The sequence below is a fragment of the Nonomuraea sp. NPDC050328 genome, from assembly GCF_044459405.1.
Taxonomy (GTDB): domain Bacteria; phylum Actinomycetota; class Actinomycetes; order Streptosporangiales; family Streptosporangiaceae; genus Nonomuraea.
The window spans coordinates 206,725-222,980 of the sequence record NZ_JBITIW010000009.1; the positions used below are offsets into that span (position 1 = coordinate 206,725).

At 72.7% G+C, this 16,256-nt stretch carries 15 protein-coding genes; 7 read left to right on the plus strand and 8 right to left on the minus strand.

Going from position 1 to position 16,256, the window contains the following annotated elements; genetic code table 11:
- Positions 1–62 precede the first annotated feature (62 nt).
- Together ACIBG7_RS30705 and ACIBG7_RS30710 are read right to left on the minus strand one after the other, a co-directional pair.
- Positions 63–1,292, minus strand: coding sequence for a serine hydrolase domain-containing protein (locus ACIBG7_RS30705; RefSeq protein ID WP_397338466.1), 1,230 nt, complete (start codon positions 1,290–1,292; stop codon positions 63–65).
- 138 nt (positions 1,293–1,430) lie between these two features.
- A complete protein-coding gene (locus ACIBG7_RS30710; RefSeq protein WP_357919694.1) occupies positions 1,431–2,444 on the minus strand; it encodes a LacI family DNA-binding transcriptional regulator in 1,014 nt (337 codons plus the stop codon).
- 80 nt (positions 2,445–2,524) lie between these two features.
- On the opposite strand from ACIBG7_RS30710, the gene ACIBG7_RS30715 reads away from it, so the two are divergent.
- On the plus strand, positions 2,525–4,843 hold the full coding sequence (locus ACIBG7_RS30715) for a glycoside hydrolase family 2 protein (protein ID WP_397338467.1): 2,319 nt from the start codon (positions 2,525–2,527) through the stop codon (positions 4,841–4,843).
- A gap of 6 nt (positions 4,844–4,849) precedes the next feature.
- Here ACIBG7_RS30715 and ACIBG7_RS30720 read toward each other — a convergent pair whose 3' ends face one another.
- Positions 4,850–5,302, minus strand: coding sequence for a hypothetical protein (locus ACIBG7_RS30720; protein WP_397338468.1), 453 nt, complete (start codon positions 5,300–5,302; stop codon positions 4,850–4,852).
- A 107-nt stretch (positions 5,303–5,409) separates the two neighbouring features.
- Here ACIBG7_RS30720 and ACIBG7_RS30725 point away from each other — a divergent pair, with 107 nt between their 5' ends.
- From ACIBG7_RS30725 to ACIBG7_RS30750, 6 genes are all read left to right on the plus strand, one after another.
- Positions 5,410–6,291: a proline dehydrogenase family protein gene (locus ACIBG7_RS30725; RefSeq protein WP_397338593.1), complete on the plus strand. Its 882-nt coding sequence runs from the start codon at positions 5,410–5,412 to the stop codon at positions 6,289–6,291.
- A 31-nt stretch (positions 6,292–6,322) separates the two neighbouring features.
- On the plus strand, positions 6,323–7,117 hold the full coding sequence (proC, locus tag ACIBG7_RS30730; protein ID WP_357919706.1) for a pyrroline-5-carboxylate reductase: 795 nt from the start codon (positions 6,323–6,325) through the stop codon (positions 7,115–7,117).
- Positions 7,118–7,249: 132 nt separating this feature from the next.
- Positions 7,250–8,428, plus strand: coding sequence for an MFS transporter (locus ACIBG7_RS30735; RefSeq protein WP_397338469.1), 1,179 nt, complete (start codon positions 7,250–7,252; stop codon positions 8,426–8,428).
- Between the two features lie 37 nt (positions 8,429–8,465).
- Positions 8,466–9,785, plus strand: coding sequence for an efflux RND transporter periplasmic adaptor subunit (locus tag ACIBG7_RS30740; protein WP_397338470.1), 1,320 nt, complete (start codon positions 8,466–8,468; stop codon positions 9,783–9,785).
- The gene (locus ACIBG7_RS30745; protein ID WP_357919714.1) at positions 9,782–10,531 is read left to right on the plus strand and encodes an ABC transporter ATP-binding protein; all 750 of its coding nucleotides are present in this window, start codon (positions 9,782–9,784) and stop codon (positions 10,529–10,531) included. The genes ACIBG7_RS30740 and ACIBG7_RS30745 overlap by 4 nt, the downstream gene beginning before the upstream one ends.
- The gene (locus ACIBG7_RS30750; RefSeq protein ID WP_357919717.1) at positions 10,528–11,712 is read left to right on the plus strand and encodes an ABC transporter permease; all 1,185 of its coding nucleotides are present in this window, start codon (positions 10,528–10,530) and stop codon (positions 11,710–11,712) included. Before ACIBG7_RS30745 ends, ACIBG7_RS30750 begins: the two co-directional genes overlap by 4 nt.
- A gap of 21 nt (positions 11,713–11,733) precedes the next feature.
- Here ACIBG7_RS30750 and ACIBG7_RS30755 read toward each other — a convergent pair whose 3' ends face one another.
- The 5 genes from ACIBG7_RS30755 to ACIBG7_RS30775 form a co-directional block, all read right to left on the minus strand.
- Positions 11,734–12,486: an ABC transporter permease gene (locus tag ACIBG7_RS30755; RefSeq protein ID WP_357919720.1), complete on the minus strand. Its 753-nt coding sequence runs from the start codon at positions 12,484–12,486 to the stop codon at positions 11,734–11,736.
- Complete coding sequence (locus tag ACIBG7_RS30760; protein ID WP_357919723.1) at positions 12,483–13,373, minus strand: ABC transporter ATP-binding protein; 891 nt, start codon at positions 13,371–13,373, stop codon at positions 12,483–12,485. Before ACIBG7_RS30760 ends, ACIBG7_RS30755 begins: the two co-directional genes overlap by 4 nt.
- A gap of 80 nt (positions 13,374–13,453) precedes the next feature.
- Complete coding sequence (locus ACIBG7_RS30765) at positions 13,454–14,458, minus strand: sensor histidine kinase (RefSeq protein ID WP_357919726.1); 1,005 nt, start codon at positions 14,456–14,458, stop codon at positions 13,454–13,456.
- 43 nt (positions 14,459–14,501) lie between these two features.
- Positions 14,502–15,146, minus strand: a complete 645-nt coding sequence (locus tag ACIBG7_RS30770; protein WP_357919729.1) for a response regulator transcription factor — start codon at positions 15,144–15,146, stop codon at positions 14,502–14,504.
- Entirely contained in the window at positions 15,143–16,219 is a 1,077-nt protein-coding gene (locus ACIBG7_RS30775) for a histidine kinase (RefSeq protein ID WP_357919732.1), read from the minus strand. The genes ACIBG7_RS30770 and ACIBG7_RS30775 overlap by 4 nt, the downstream gene beginning before the upstream one ends.
- Positions 16,220–16,256: the final 37 nt, after the last annotated feature.

Below are 16,256 nucleotides of genomic sequence, written 5' to 3' on the forward strand. Positions count from 1 at the left end.
GTCGGGTTCAAGGGGGTCTGAATAGGAGGGGGCGAGTTACAGGGGTCTGGAGGGAGTGGGGGTCAGGCGTGGAGGGACTGGTAGACGGTGGTCCAGAAGTCGTGGATCAGGCGGGTCGAGTCCGGCACGGTCATGCCGACCTGGGTGAGCAGGAAACCGGTGAGCTGGTTGGCGGGGTCGGCGTGGGCGGTGGTGCCGCTGCCGCCGTCCCAGCCGAACTGGCCGACCGGGGCGTAGTCGCCGCGGTAGGTGCGGACGGCCATGCCCAGGCCCCAGCCGCCGTGCTGGCCCTGGCCGAAGGACAGGTGAACGTTCTGGGTGGCCATGGCGTTGCGGGCGGCGTTCTGCTCGGGGGTGAGGCGGTTGGTGGTCATGAGCTCGACGGCCGGCCGGGACAGGATCCGCTCGCCCTGGTGCACCCCGCCGTTGAGCAGCATGCGGAAGTAGGCGTTGAAGTCGTCCACGGTCGAGACCAGTCCGCCGCCACCGCCCTGGAACGCCGGGGGCTTGCTGTGCCGTCCGCCCTCGGCCTCGTCCCAGATGTGGAACTCGCCGGTCGCGGCGTCGGGGGCGTAGAGCGGGGGCAGCCGGTCGATCTTGTCGGCGGGCACGTCGAAGCCGGTGTCCCGCATGCCCAGCGGCTCGAAGAGGCGCTCGCGCAGGAAGGACTCGAACGACTGCCCGGTCACCCGGGCGACCAGCACGCCGAGCAGGTCGTTGCTGATGTGGTACTGCCAGCGCTCGCCCGGCTGGGCCATCAGCGGCAGCTCGCCGAGGCGGCGCATCCACTCGTCGGGCTCGGGCATCGGCGTCGGCCCGTCGGGGGTGAGGCCGCGCTCGAAGATCGCGCCCATGATCGGGGCGCCCAGCGAGGTGATGTCCATGCCGAGGCCGAAGGTGGAGGTCAGCACGTCCCGGACGGTGATCGGCCGGCGGGCCGGGACGGTGTCGTCCAGCGGGCTGTCGATCCGGCGCAGCACCTGGCGGTCGGCGAGCTCGGGCAGCCACGGGTCGACCGGGTCGTCCAGGCGCAGCCGGCACTCGTCGAGCAGGATCATCCCCGCCGCCATCGTCACCGGCTTGGAGGTCGAGGCCATACGGAAGATGGTGTCGCGGCTCATCGGGGCGCCGCCCTCGTGGCGCATGGTGCCGAGCGCGGCCACGTGGGTCTGGTCGCCGCGGCCGACCAGGGCGACCACTCCGGGGATCTTGCCGGAGTCGACGGCGCGGGCCAGCACGTCGTACACCTTGTCGAGGCCGTTGCCGGTGAAGTCGTTCACGTTCTGTCGCATGAGGAAAGCTCCTGAGTAGTCGGTTCGCCGGCCGCTTCGTCGCCGGCCGGTGCTGCATGTCGACTACTGTCGCCGCCCGTCCTGACACCGGGCCGTCGCCGGGCTGACACGGCGCCTGATACGGGGCCTGACACGGGATCAGGCGGGGCGGGCGGTGCTTCCGCGGGAGGTCAGGCGGGCGGCGGGGGCCTCGACGTGCGTGGCGTGCTCGCCGGAGACGAGGGCCAGGAGGGTGCGGGCGGCTTGCATGCCGTACGCGGGGATGTCGCGGCTGAGGGCGGTCAGCGGAGGGCGGACGACCCGGCACAGCGGCGAGTCGTCCCAGGCGACGAGGGACAGCTCGCCGGGCACGTCGAGCGGGATCTCCTGGGCCACGGAGAGCCCGGCGACGGCCATGATGTCGTTGTCGTACACGATCGCGGTCGGCCGCCGGGGCGTGGTGAGCAGGCGGCGGGTGGCGCGCGCGCCTTCCTCGCCGGTGTAGTCGGTGTGGACGACGACGGGCTCGTCGAGGCCCAGCGCCGCGCAGGTCTCGGCGAAGGCGCGGTCGCGCTGCCGGGTGTGGACGAGCAGGGGCAGCCCGGCCACCCGGCCGAGGCGGCGATGGCCGAGGGCGGCGAGATGGTGGACGGTCTCGCGGATGGCGGCGCGGTCGTCGGACCAGACGGCGGTGAGGGAGCCGGAGGCCGACGGGTGGCCGATGACGACCGCGGGCAGGTGCAGCGCCTCGACGACCGGGACGCGCGGGTCGTCCGCGCTGAGGTCGACGAGGATCGCGCCGTCGATGCGGCCCTCGCCCCACCAGCGGCGATACAGCTCGATCTCCTCGTCGTGGTCGCGGGCGACCTGGAGGAGCAGCGCGTGGGAGCGGGCGGAGAGCTCGTCCTCGATGCCGCTGATCAGCTCCATGAAGAACGGCTCCACGCCGAGCGTGCGCGCCGGGCGGCGCAGGACCAGGCCGAGGGCGCCGGCGCGGTTGTCGTTGAGCGCGCGGGCGGCGCTGTTGGGCCGCCAGCCGATCTCGCCGGCGATGGCGAGGATGCGGGCGCGGGTCGACGCGGAGACGCCCGGCCGCCCGTTGAGCGCGTAGGAGACCGCCACCTTGGACACGCCGGCGTGCCGGGCGATGTCGGCGATCGTGGGTCGCTTCACCTGGCCCCTCCGTCGAGTCGAGCGTGGCCTTATCGTAGGGGCTACTCGCTTATCCGGTTAAGTAACGTAGGAGAGCCACGTTGAGCACTCACCGTCCGCTGCACGACGGCTGGACCCTCTCGGCCGTCTCGGAGGACGTCCGGATCACCGGCGTGCCCGCCGCCGTACCCGGCTGCGTGCACACCGACCTGCTGGCCGCGGGGCTGATCGAGGACCCCTACCTCGACGACAACGAGAGCCGGCTGGGCTGGATCGGCCGCACGGACTGGCTCTACCGGACCGAGTTCACCTGGACCGGCGACGAGCACGAGCACACCGACCTGGTCTGCGCCGGGCTCGACACCGTGGCCACGATCACGCTCAACGGCGTCGAGGTGGGCGGCACGGCCAACCAGCACCGCTCCTACCGCTTCCCGGTGCGGCACCTGCTCGCCGAGGGGGTCAACACGCTTGAGGTGCGGTTCGCCTCGCCGTACGGCTATGCCGAGGCGAGGCGGGCCGAGCTGGGCGAGCGGCCGGGTGCGTATGCCGAGCCGTACCAGTTCATCAGGAAGATGGCCTGCAACTTCGGCTGGGACTGGGGACCCACGCTGGTCACCTCGGGCATCTGGCAGCCGATCGGGCTGGAGAGCTGGAGCGGGGCGCGGCTGGCGCAGGTCCGGCCGCTGGTGCACGGCGACGGCCGGGTCGAGGTGCACGTCGTCGTGGCGGGCACGGGCACGGTCACCGCCGAGGTGGCCGGGGTCACGGTCGCCGCCGAGGTCGCGGGGGAGGGCGTGCTCCGGCTCCAGGTGCCCGAGCCGCGGCTGTGGTGGCCCCGCGGGTACGGCGAGCCGTACCGCTACGACCTGACCGTGCGCCTGGGCGAGCAGGTCGAGCACCGGCGGATCGGCTTCCGCGACGTGCGCGTCGACCAGACCGGCGGCGCGTTCACGATCGTGGTCAACGGCACGCCGGTCGCGGTGCGCGGCGTCAACTGGATCCCCGACGACTGCTTCCCCTCCCGGCTGACCCGCGAGCGGCTGGCGACCCGGCTGTCCCAGGCCACCGAGGCCAACGTCAACCTGGTGCGCGTCTGGGGCGGCGGCCGTTACGAGAGCGACGACTTCTACGACCTGACCGACGAGCTCGGCCTGCTGGTCTGGCAGGACTTCCCGTTCGCCTGCGCGGCCTACCCGGAGGAGGAGCCGTTCGCGAGCGAGGTCGAGGCCGAGGCGCGCGAGCAGGTGGCGCGGCTCAGCGCCCGGCCCAGCCTGGTGCTGTGGTGCGGCAACAACGAGAACATCGAGGGCCACGCGGACTGGGGCTGGAAGGAGACGCTGGGCGAGCGGTCCTGGGGCGCAGGCTTCTACTTCGACCTGCTGCCCAAGGTGGTCGCCGAGCTCGACCCGACCCGCCCGTACTGGCCGGGCAGCCCCTACTCGGGTGCGCCGGACCTGCCGCCGAACGACCCGGCGCGCGGAACGATCCACATCTGGGACGTCTGGAACTGCGAGGACTACACCCGCTACGCCGCCTACCGGCCGCGCTTCGTCGCCGAGTTCGGCTTCCAGGGCCCGCCCACGCACGCGACCCTGCGCGAGGGCAGCTCGCAGGAGCCGCCGGTAGGACACCAGAAGGCGGTCGACGGCGAGCAGAAGTTGCTGCGCGGCCTGGGCGAGCACCTGCCGCAGCCGCGCGACTTCGACGACTGGCACTACCTCACCCAGGTCAACCAGGCGCGCGCGGTCGCCTTCGGCATCGAGCACTTCCGCGCCCAGTCGCCCGCCTGCACGGGCACGATCGTGTGGCAGCTCAACGACTGCTGGCCGGTCGTGTCGTGGGCGGCGGTGGACGGCGGCGGGCGGCGCAAGCCGCTGTGGTACGCGTTGCGCCGCGTCTACGCCGAGCGGCTGCTCACCGTGCGTGAGGGCGAGGTCGTCGTGGTCAACGACTCGCCCGAGGTGTGGTCCGGCGAGCTGGAGCAGCGAAGGCTGACCGTCGACGGCGAGACGCTGGCCGAGGACAGGGTGGCCGTCGAGGTGCCGGCGCGCTCCACGGCCGTCGTCCCGCTGCTCGACGGGCCGGACGCCGGCCTGGTGGCGATCACCCTGGGTGAGCACCGCCGGTTGCACTTCCTCGCCGAGGACCCCCAGGCGGGCCTGCCGGTCGCCGCCTACGACACGCGCGTGACGGCGGAGCCGGGCGGGGTGGCGGTCACCGTCACCGCCCGGACCCTGCTGCGGGAGCTGGCGCTCTTCCCCGACCGGCTCGACCCGGCGGCCACCGTGGACGAGCAGCTCGTCACGCTGCTGCCCGGCGAGTCGGTCACCTTCCACGTGGTCACAGAACGCGAGCTGGACGCGGCCGCCCTGATCGGCCACCCGGTCCTGCGCTGCGTCAACGAAGCCCGGCCGTGACGGGGCTCAGGGCTTGGCGCCGTCCACGATCTTCCGGTTCCCGAGCGGCTTCTTGAGCTTCACGGTGTAGGTCTTCTCCACCGCGATCATGATGCAGCTCGTGTTCTTCGCCTTGCGGGCCGGTCCCTCGTAGAGGGTGATCGTCACCCGCTTGGCCGTCTCCTTGACCGTCACCCGGTCGAGCACGGAACAGGGCGCGACGCCCGACCACCACACCAGCCGCACCGCCTTGCCGCCCGAGACGGGCTTGGCGGTGGTGAAGGGGATCTTGCGGGGGTTGATCGTGTCGCCCACGGGCTTGACCGGTTCCGGTTTGCCGGTCGGGACCTGGCCGCTGGCCCCGGCGGTGGTGCTCACCGCGGTGTCGGGCGAGGTGGGCGATCCGGTGTCGGCGGCGGAGGTGGCCGGCGCCGCGGAGGAGGCGCCCCCGGGCGTCGTGCCGCATCCGACGGCCAGCATCAGACATCCGGCGAGAAGCGTTGCTCTGCGCATATCTCCTAGGACGGATCCGGATGTCGCCCGGTTCATCGGCCAGAACCGCCGGTTATGGTGAGCCTGTGTCCTCTGTGCTGCGGCAGGTCCTGCTGGCCGTCTCGCGCGACGAGCGGGCCGAGCGGATGCTCAAGAGCTCGCCCCTGACCCGCGGCGTGGTGCGCCGCTACGTGGCCGACGACGTCGGCGCCGTGGTGCGCGAGCTGATGGACCGCGGCCTGGAGGTCACCGTCGACCACCTGGGCGAGGAGGTGCGCGACCGGGTCGAGGCCGAGCGCGAGGTCCGCGCCTACCTGACCCTGCTGGAGCGGCTGGAGCCCGGCTCCGACGTGTCGGTCAAGCTCACCGCCCTCGGCCTGCGGCTGTCCGAGCAGCTCGCGCTCGACAACGCCGCCTCCGTCTGCGAGGCCGCCGCCGCGCACGGCATCACCGTCACCCTCGACGCCGAGGAGCACGACACCATCGAGGCCCAGGCGTCGGTGCACTCGACCCTGCGCAAGGAGCACCCGTCGGTCGGCATCGTCGTCCAGGCGTACCTGCCGGGCGCGGCCGAGCTGTGCGCGCGGGTCGAAGGGGCGCGGGTACGGCTCTGCAAGGGCGCCTACGAGGCCCCCGGCGGCCTCCGCAGGCCCGCCGACATCGACCGCTCCTTCGTGCGCTGCATGCGCGTGCTCATGGCCGGGTCCGGCTACCCCATGATCGCCACGCACGACCCGCGCCTCATCGAACTGGCCGCGACGCTCGCCGTCCTGCACGGCCGCGACCAGACCGGCTTCGAGTACCAGATGTTGTACGGCGTGCGTCCCGACGAGCAGGTACGGCTCGCGCGCCAGGGCGCGAAGATGCGCGTCTACGTCCCCTACGGCGACGACTGGTACGCCTACCTCATGCGCAGGATCGCCGAACGCCCCGCCAACCTGCGCTTCTTCCTCCGCTCCCTGCTGACGCGCGGCTGAGCGCCGCACACGCCGCCGCTATGCTGCGGACATGATTGCGATCCTCGGAACCGGCAAGATGGGCGAGGCCCTGCTCTCCGGTCTGCTGCGCGCGGGGTTCAAGCCGGGCGACATCCTGGCCACGGCCCGCCGGCAGGAACGGGCGCAGGCGCTGCACGAGACGTACGGCGTGCGCGTGGTGCCCAACACCGAGGCGGCCAAGAGCGCCGACACGCTGATCCTGGCGGTCAAGCCGCAGGACATGGCGGCCCTGCTGGCCGAGATCGCGCCCTACGTCCCCGCCGGCCGGCTGGTCGTCTCCGCGGCGGCGGGCATCACCACCGCCTTCGTCGAGCAGGCGCTCGGCGCGGAGGTGCCGGTGGTGCGGGTCATGTCGAACACGCCGATCCGCTTCGACGAGGCGATGAGCGTCATCTCGGCGGGGGCGCACGCCGGGGAGGAGCACCTGCGGCTCACCGAGGCGCTGCTCAAGCCGGTGGGCAAGGTGCTGCGGATCCCCGAGTCGCAGCAGGACGCGGCGACGGCGTTGTCGGGGAGTGGGCCGGCGTACTTCTTCTACCTGGTCGAGGCCATGGTCGACGCGGGGATCCTGTTGGGGATGCCGCGGGCGGCGGCGTTGGACATGGTCACGCAGTCGATCGTGGGGGCGGCGATTATGCTTCGGGACTCGGGGGAGCATCCGGTCATCCTTCGGGAGGCGGTCACCTCGCCTGGGGGGACGACCATCGCGGCCATTGCCGAGCTTGAGCGGCACAGCGTTCGGGCGGCGTTTCTGGCGGCCATCGAGGCGGCTCGGGATCGGGGGCGGGAGCTCGCCAGCGGGTGAGCCGGCGTCTGGGCAGAGGCATGGTCCGCCGTAGGGGGTGCTCGTCGCATGGTGAGGGGGGCGCTGTCCACCGTGGCTCCCGCTAGCCGCTGGTAGGGGCGGGACTTTTAGTAAGGTTTACTATCAGTCCCCATGTGGACCAGGGATTTCCGGCTGTTCTTCGCCGCCCGGACCGTCTCCATGCTGGGCAGTGCGATGGTCCCGGTGGCGACGGCGCTGGGGATGGACGCGGCGGGGTACGGCGCGACCGGGGTGGGGCTGGCGCTGGCGGCGTGGATGCTGCCGGTGGCCGGGCTGATCCTGTTCGGCGGGGTCTTCGCCGACCGGTTCACCCCGCGCAGGATGATGGTCGGCGCGGACGTGGCCCGGACGCTGACCCAGGCGGCGATCGCCACCCTGTTCCTGACCGGCCACCCGGTGCTGTGGCAGGTCCTGGTGCTCACCGCGATCTCGGGAGCCGCCGCCGCGATGTTCACCCCGGGCGTGGCTGGAACGATCCCGCGCATCACCGGCGACGTGCAACGCGCCAACGCCGCGCTCAAGGTCGCCGAGTCGATCATGCAGCTCGCCGGACCGGGTCTGGCCGGGTTGCTGGTGAGCCTGGCGGGCGCGGGCGTGGTGTTCGGCATCGAGGCGGCCGGGTTCGCGGCCAGCGCGCTGTGCCTGCTGCTCATGCGCGCCCGCGTGCGGGTCACCGGCGAGGAGCCGGTGCTGGTACGGCTGCGCGAGGGCTGGCAGGAGTTCAAGTCACGCACCTGGATGTGGGCCGTCATCCTGATCTGGGCGATCTTCGGGATCACCCTGTTCGGCCCGCTCATCCCGCTCGGCGTCGAGCTGGTCAAGGGCGCCTACGGGCAGACGGCCTATGGCCTGGTGCTGTCCGCGGGCGGCGCCGGGACGATCATCGGCGGCCTGATCGCGCTCCGGGTGCGGCCGGCCCGGCCCCTGGCGGCGGGGGCCGCCGGGATGTTGCTGTTCGCGCTGCAACCGCTGAGCATGGCCGTGCAGGCGCCGCTGTGGGTCATCATGGCCGGGCACGTGCTCGGCGGGGTGGGCTGGGCGTTCTGGTCGGTGATGTGGGCGACCAGCATCCAGACGCAGGTGCCGCCTGAGGCGCTCAACCGGGTCAGCGCCTTCGAGATCGCCGGCTCGATCGTGTCGATGCCGATCGGGCAGGCGCTGGCGGGTCCGGTGGGCGGGATCTTCGGGGCCGCGCAGGTCATGGCCTTCTCCTCGGCCGTGGCGCTCGTGGGGTGCGTGGTGCTGCTGGCCGTACCGCAGATCCGGCGGCTGGCGCGAGTGCCCGCCTGAACGGGCGACCGGCGAACCGGGCTCCTACGATGAGGTCGTGATCCGACGCCGGGTGTTGACCGCCGTGTTGTTAGCCGCGCTGGCCGGTTGCTCCGCGGAGGAGCAGCCGCAGATCCAGGTGGCGGAGGTGGGCCGGGGCGACGTGCTGGAGGTGGTCGAGGCGCCGGCCACCATCGGCGCCCGGGCGACGGCGGCCTTACGCTCGCCGGCGCAGGGCACGCTCACCAAGCTGTACGTCCAGGAGGGCGACCGCGTCCGCAAGGGCCAGATCCTGGCGAAGATCAGCTCTCCGCAGGCCACCGAGGAGCTCAAGCAGGCCCGCCGCGCGGCCAGGCCGCCCCGCGTGCCGTCCGTGGCCGCACCCGCGGCGATCAAGGTGCCTTCCTTCGGCGGGCACGTCTCCCGGCACTTCGCCAAGGCCCGCGCCGAGGCGGGCAAGATCAAGGACACCCGGGTGCGCCGCCAGCTCCTGGCCGCGATCCGGCTGGCCGAGGCGCAGCACCGGGCCCAGACCCGGGCGCTCGACCGCATCATGGCCGATCTCAACCGCAGCATCGGCGGCCTCGTCACCCAGGTCAGCGGCGGGTTCGCCACCTCGATGCGCTCGTTGCAGGCCGCCTCGACCGCGCAGGCCAGGTCCGCGGTGAAGCTGGCCGAGCAGACCGTCGCGGGGCTGACCATCAAGGCGCCCTTCTCCGGCGTGGTCACGCTGGGCAGCAGCTCCGGTGGCTCGTCGGGGGCGCCGAGCGCGCTCAGCAGCCTGCTCGGCCAGCAACTGCCCGCCGTACCGTCCAGCGGGGGCGGCGGGGTGCCGGTGGCGACCGGGGTCCCGGTGTCGGCGGGCGACACGATCGTCACGGTCACCGACATCTCCGAGCTGACCCTGGCCGCCGACATCGACGAGACCGACGTGCTGCTGGTGAAGCCGGGCGTGCGGGCCGAGGTCGAGCTCGACGCGGTGCAGGGGGCGACCTACACCGCGCAGGTGCAGGCCGTGGGGGTCACGCCCGAGCAGAACACCACCGGCGGGGTGAGCTACCCGGTCCGGCTCGCCCTGGGTGAGGGCGTCTTCGACGACGGCTCGGCCGCGCCGGTCCCCAAGCCGGGGATGAGCGCGGTGACGCAGATCCCGGTGCGGGAGGCGCGCGGCGCGGTCGCCGTCCCGGCCTCCGCGATCGTCACCAGCGGGCGGGACAGCGTGGTCTGGGCCGTGCGCGACGGCCGGGCCGAGCGCCGGGTCGTCAAGCTGGGCGCGCAGGGGGACACCCTGGTCGAGGTGATCAGCGGGCTGACCGCGGGCGAGCGCGTGGTGGTCAAGGGCGCGGACTCGGTACGGCAAGGCCAGACCCTCTCATGACCCCCGACCCCGAGCCCACCCCGGCGCCCGCGGTTCCGGCACCTGACGAGGCCGGTCTGGCGGCGATCGAGGCGGTGGATCTCGCCCGCTCCTACCAACTGGACGGCGTCTCGGTGGAGGCCCTGCGCGGGGTGAGCCTGCGCATCGCCCGGGGCGAGTTCGTGGCGATCGTCGGCCCCTCGGGCTCGGGCAAATCCACCCTGATGCACCTGCTGGGCTGCCTGGACCGCCCGACCACGGGCTCGCTGCGGATCAACGGGGTCGAGGTGGCCGCCCTGACCGACACCGAGATGGCCGAGCTCCGCAACCGGACCATCGGCTTCGTCTTCCAGTCCTTCCATCTGCTGGGCCGTACCTCCGCCCTGGAGAACGTGGCCCTGCCACTGGTCTACCGAGGCGTCCCCAAGGCCGAGCGGCTGCGGCGCTCACGGGCGGCGCTGGAGTCGGTGGGGCTGGGACACCGGCTGGAGCACCGCCCCTCGCAGATGTCCGGCGGCGAGCAACAGCGCGTGGCCATCGCCCGCGCCCTGGTGGGGGAGCCCGCCGTCCTGCTGGCCGACGAACCGACCGGCAACCTGGACACCCGCAACGGCGCCGAGGTGATGCGCATCCTCGACGAGCTCAACGGCGAGCGCGGCGTCGCCGTCGTCCTGGTGACGCACGAGGCCGAGGTGGCCGCGCACGCCCGCCGCCAGATCCACGTGCGCGACGGGCTGATCGAGCTCGACACCGGGGAGCCGGCGTGAGGTCGCGCGAGGCGTTCCTGATGGCGCTGGAGGCGCTGCGGGTCAACCGGATGCGCTCGCTGCTGACCATGCTCGGCGTGATCATCGGCGTGTTGTCGGTGGTGATCCTGGTCTCCATCGGCACGGGCGCGAAGAACGCCGTCGAGCGGGAGATCGCCGGGCTGGGCAGCAACATCATCCTGGTCGTGCCCGGCCAGCTCACCACCGGCGCCGCGCCCACGCAGAGCCGGCTCGACCTGACCGACGTGGCCTACGTGCGCCGCGTCGTGGGCAATCCGGCCAAGGTCACCGTCTCCCTGCAGTCCGGGGAGACCGTGCGGGCCGGCCGCGCCGAGCGGTTCGCCACCGTGGTGGGCACCGACGAGAACCTGCCGAACATCTTCGACCGCCCGCTCGCCCGTGGCCGCCACCTGAGCGGGACCGACGTGGACACCAGGCGGCGGGTGACCGTCCTCGGCTCGGAGGTGGCCGACAGACTCTTCGGCGACCTCGACCCGATCGGCCGCCAGGTCTCGATCTCGGGGGCGCGCTTTCGCGTGGTGGGCGTCTACGCCACCGTCGGCGCGACCTTCGGGGTGGCCCGCGACGCCGAGGTGCACATGCCGGTGACCACCGCCCAGCGGCTGCTGGGGCTGTCCAGGATCAACGGCATGGCGGTCGGCGCCAGCGGCCCGGACGAGATCGCGCCGCTGCAGGAGCGGGTTTTGAGCGCGCTGCGCGAGCGGCATCCGGGCGAGCAGTTCTCGGCGGTCACCCAGACCCAGTTGCTCGGCACCATCGGCAGCATCCTCGGCATGCTCACCGGGGTGCTGGCCGCCATCGCCGGGATCTCCCTGCTGGTGGGCGGGGTCGGGGTGTCGAACATCATGCTGGTCAGCGTCCGGGAGCGCACCCGCGAGATCGGGTTGCGCAAGGCGCTGGGCGCCCGGCAGCGTGACATCCTGGCGCAGTTCCTGATCGAGGCGGTGTTGCTGACCACGATCGGCGGGCTGGCGGGGATCGCGCTCGGGGTGGGCGGCTCGCTGGCCATCCAGGCGCTCACCCCGGTGCCCGCCTCGATCACCTGGTGGTCGATCGTGCTCGCCTTCGGGGTGTCGGCGGCGGTCGGCGTCTTCTTCGGGGTCGCCCCCGCCCGCCGCGCCGGCCGCCTCGACCCCGTGGTCGCGCTCAGGGCCGAGTGACGCCCGTGATCCACCTGAGGCTCACGCGTCGCGCTTCTTGAGCAGGACCGCCCCGGCGATGGCGACCGCCGCGATCCAGGCCAGGTAGACGGCGAACCCCTCCCACGGCCCCATCGCGCCGGCCCGCGGCTCCACGAGCGCGACCAGGTTGCCGGCGTTGGTCGTCATGTACTCGTTGACCGTGCGCCCCCACTCGCCGGGCAGCAGGTTGGTGAGCTGCGGCACGATGAGGATCATGCTGATCGCGGTGACGATGGCACCGGGGCTGTGCCGGATGAGCGAGCCGAGCGCCAGCCCGAACAGGCCGCTGGCGGTGAGCAGCAGGGCCGTGCCGATCAGCGCGCGCAGCACGCCTGGAGCGCCGAGCGTGGTCTCCATGTTCTCCCGCGCCAGGATCGCCATGCCGGTGAAGAAGCTGGCGAAGCTGAGGATCACGCTGTAGACCAGGGTGACCGCGGTGAACACGAGCACCTTGCCCGCCAGCAGGCTGAGCCGCTGCGGCACCGCCTGGAGCGAGGTGCGGATCATCCCGGTGCGGTACTCGCTGGAGACGCTCAGCACGCCCAGCGTCGCCAGCGCGATCGAGGCGAACACCGAGCCGCCCATGCTGGAGTCGAAGGCGTCGAAGCCGTCCAGGGGCTCGTTCGTGGACAGCGCGGCGATGGAGATCAGCACGCAGAACCCGATCATGAGCACGGCCGCCACGATGAAGGTCCACATGGTGGAGCGCACCGAGCGCAGCTTGGTCCATTCGGAACGCAGGATGTCGATCATGACGTGAACTCCAGACTGTCCTTGGTCAGCTCCATGTAGGCCGCCTCCAGCGTGGGCTGCACGAAGGTCAGCTCCTCCAGCTCCAAGCCGCGTTGCGCGGCCAGGCGGCCGATCTCCAGCGCCGGCGTGCCGGTCACCCGCAGGTGGTCGTGGTACGGCTCGGCCTGCGGCAGCAACGCGGCGAACTCCGCCAGCCGGGGCGACCGCACCCGCACGTACCCCTGCGAGCTGCGCCCGATGAACTCCTCGACGCTGGTGTCGGCGATCAGCGACCCGCGGCCGATCACGATCAGATGGTCGGCGGTCTGCGCCATCTCGCTCATCAGGTGCGAGGAGACGAACACCGCCCGCCCCTCGGCGGCCAGCTTCCGCATCAGCGTGCGGATCCACAGGATGCCGTCGGGGTCGAGCCCGTTGACCGGCTCGTCGAAGATGAGGATCTCCGGGTCGCCCAGCAGCGCGGCGGCGATGCCGAGCCGCTGCGACATGCCCAGCGAGAAGCCGCCCACGCGCCGCTTGGCGACCTCGGTGAGGCCGACGACGCCCAGCACCTCCTCGACCCGCTGCCTCGGCAGGCCGTTGCTCTGGGCCAGCGCCAGCAGGTGGTTGCGGGCGGTCCGGCCGCCGTGCACCGCCTTGGCGTCCAGGAGCGCGCCCACCTTGCGCAGCGGGTGCCTCAGCTTCTCGTACGGCCGGCCGTCGACCACGACGGAGCCCTCGCTGGGGCGGTCGAGGCCGAGGATCATGCGCATGGTGGTGGACTTGCCCGCGCCGTTCGGTCCGAGGAACCCGGTGACCTGACCGGGTTCGACGCTGAACGACAGGCCGTTCACCGCGGTGGTCTGACCGTACCTTTTGGTCAGGTTGGTTGCCTGGATCGACGTCATGGCACCAGGTTCGCGGTTTCGCGGCGTTCGCGACTCCTGCCGGGGAACTGTTCCGCGCGCCGATTCCTGGGACCCTGCTCCTACTCCAGGGGCAGGAGCGCGTGCACGCGGAAGCCGCCTTTGGACGCGCGCGGCCCCGCCTCCAGGCGGCCCCCGCACAGGCTGACCCGCTCGGCCATGCCGTCCAGCCCGTAGCCCTCCGCTCCCGGGCTGCTGCCCGGGCCGTCGTCGAGCACCTCGACCTCGACCTCGCCGGCGCGGTACTCCAGCCGCACGCTGACCCGCGCGCCGGGCGCGTGCTTGCGCGTGTTGGTGAGCGCCTCCTGCACGATCCGGTAGACCGCGTGGTCGACCTCGGCCGGCAGCGGCACCGGTTCGCCGTGCTGTTCCAGCGAGGCGTTGCCGGACTGGGCGACCAGCGCGGGCAGGTCGCCGGCCCCGATGCCGGACAGGTCCGACTCGGTCTGCCCGTCGGCGCGCAGGACGTGCAGCAGCTTGCGCATCTCGGCCAGCGCCTGCCGCGAGGTCTGCTCGGCCGCCAGGAGTGCCTCACGCGCCTCGCCGGGGTCGGGCGGCAGGACGGCCCGCGCCCCGCCCACGAGCGCGTTGATGACGCTGATGTGGTGCGCCACGACGTCGTGCAGCTCCCGCGCGATCCGCCTGCGCTCGGTGCGCACCGCGTTGTCGAGGAGTTCGCGCTTGCGCCGGGCGGTGAGCTCGGCCCGTACCCGGACGAGCTGCCCCAGGCCGGTCAGCGCGAACAGGACGATCACGCTCAGCAGGTCCTCGACCCTGAGGATGACGATGAACTGCACCACCGCGGTCAGCACGGTGGCGATCAGCGTGGTCCGGCCGGAGGTGTAGCGGCCCACGCTGTAGAGCGCGATGAGGAGCTGGATGCTGGTCGCGCCGGTGCCCAGCCACACCTGCGCGGCCAGGTCGAGGGCGACGCTGAGGGCGAGCACCACGAGCGGGTGGCTGCGCCGTACCAGCAGCGGGATCGAGGCCGCGGCCATCATCGCGGCGATCGGCACCGCGTCGCGCACGCCCACCTGCGAGCCGACCACGCCCAGCCCCACCGCCATGGCCACGAGCAGGCCGGTGAGGACGGCGTCCTGGATCCTGCGGTCAATCGCCAGGGCTGATCAGTCCCGCCTCGTAGGCCACGATCACGGCCTGCGCCCGGTCCCGCACTTCGATCTTGGCGAACAGGCTGGTCACGTGGTTCTTGACGGTGCTGGGGGAGACGTCGAGCGCGCCGGCGATCTCGGTGTTGGACAGGCCGCGCCCGATCAGCACGAGCACCTCCTGCTCCCGGCCGGTGAGGCCGTGCACGTCGGCGCGCGGGCGGCTGCCGCGCACGTAGGTGCCGATCAGCCGGGTGAGCAACCGCGGCGCGACGGCGGCCTCACCGCGGTGCACGATGCGGACCGCCTCGATGAGCTCCTCGGGGGAGATGTCCTTGGGCAGGAAGCCGTCGGCCCCGGCGCGCAGCGCGGCGACCACGTTCTCGTCGAGGTCGAAGGTGCTCAGCGCGAGCACCCGGATCTCGGGGAAGTCCGCGGTGATGCGCTCGGTGGCGGCGACGCCGTCCAGTCGCGGCATGTGCAAGTCCATGATCACGATGGTCGGGCGCAGCTCGCCGCAGAGCGCGTGGGCCTCCTCGCCGTCGCCCGCCTCGCCCACCACGGTGATGTCCGGCTGGGCGTTCAGCATCAGCCGGTAGCCCGTGCGCACCAGGGCGTGGTCGTCGGCCAGCAGTACTCTGATCATGTCAGGGGCAGCCTAGCGAGCACCCGGAAGCCGCCCGACGCCGGAGAGCCGGTCTCGAGGCTGCCGCCGCACAGCGCCACCCGCTCGGCCATGCCGCGCAGCCCGTAGCCGGACACGCCCGGCTCGGCTCCGCGCCCGTCGTCGAGCACCTCGACCTCCACCGCGTCCTCCAGGTAGCTCAGCCGCACCCGCGCGCGGGCGCCGGGGGCGTGCTTGCGCGTGTTGGTGAGCGCCTCCTGCACGATGCGGTAGACCGCCAGGTCCACCGGGGCGGGCAGCGGCACCGGCTCGCCGCGGACCTCCACGCCGGCGCTCAGCCCGGCCGCCCGCGCCTGCTCGACCAGCGTACCGAGCCCGGCGGCGCCGGCGGGGGGCCCGTTCTCATCGGCCCGCAGCACGTGCAGCAGCTTGCGCATCTCGGCCAGCGCCTGGCGCGAGGTCTGCTCGGCGGCCCGCAGCGCGTCGAGCGCCTCGGGCTGCTCCGCCGGCCACACCGCGCGGGCGCCGCCGACCAGGACGAGCAGGACGCTCAGATGGTGGGCGACCACGTCGTGCAGCTCGCGGGCGATGCGCCGGCGCTCGGCGTGCACCGCCGCCTCGGCCTCCTCGCGCTCGCGGCGCTCGCGCAGCTCGGCCAGGTTGCGGACGAGGAAGCCCGCGCCGAGCGCGAGCAGGTAGATCAGCACGACGGACAGGCCGTTCAGGCCGTGCTCGGCGACCTGCGCGGCGCCGTACGCGGCGGCGAGGGCCGATCCGGTCAGCAGCGCGGTCCGGCCGGCGGCGTAGCGGGCCAGGCTGTACAGCGCGACGACCGCCACGACGATCACCGCGGGGGTGACGGTGAGCGTGCCCGCGACGTCGAGTGCCACGGCAGTCGTCGCCGTGTACACCGGGCGGCTCCGCCGTACCAGCAGGGGGAGGGCGGCCAGCAGGAACAACGCGGCGCCGGGGGCGGTGTCGAGGGGGCCCAGCAGGGCGGCGGACAGCAGGCCGAGCCCGGGGATCAGCACCAGGACCCCGGCCAGCGCGCCGTCCACCACGCGGGCGCGGCCGGCGAATCGCCATAAGCGCACGTTCCGAGCCTAGATCACGGCGTAAGAAACCCGGATG

Coding starts and splice junctions, on each gene's coding strand:
- ACIBG7_RS30760 (WP_357919723.1), bottom strand. CDS start 13,373: ATGACGTCGATCCAGGCAACCAACCTGACCAAAAGGTACGGTCAGACC.
- ACIBG7_RS30720 (WP_397338468.1), bottom strand. CDS start 5,302: ATGCTGGCCGTCGGATGCGGCACGACGCCCGGGGGCGCCTCCTCCGCG.
- ACIBG7_RS30765 (WP_357919726.1), bottom strand. CDS start 14,458: ATGGCGGTGGGGCTGGGCGTGGTCGGCTCGCAGGTGGGCGTGCGCGAC.
- ACIBG7_RS30770 (WP_357919729.1), bottom strand. CDS start 15,146: ATGATCAGAGTACTGCTGGCCGACGACCACGCCCTGGTGCGCACGGGC.
- ACIBG7_RS30735 (WP_397338469.1), top strand. CDS start 7,250: ATGTGGACCAGGGATTTCCGGCTGTTCTTCGCCGCCCGGACCGTCTCC.
- ACIBG7_RS30705 (WP_397338466.1), bottom strand. CDS start 1,292: ATGCGACAGAACGTGAACGACTTCACCGGCAACGGCCTCGACAAGGTG.
- ACIBG7_RS30745 (WP_357919714.1), top strand. CDS start 9,782: ATGACCCCCGACCCCGAGCCCACCCCGGCGCCCGCGGTTCCGGCACCT.
- proC (WP_357919706.1), top strand. CDS start 6,323: ATGATTGCGATCCTCGGAACCGGCAAGATGGGCGAGGCCCTGCTCTCC.
- ACIBG7_RS30755 (WP_357919720.1), bottom strand. CDS start 12,486: ATGATCGACATCCTGCGTTCCGAATGGACCAAGCTGCGCTCGGTGCGC.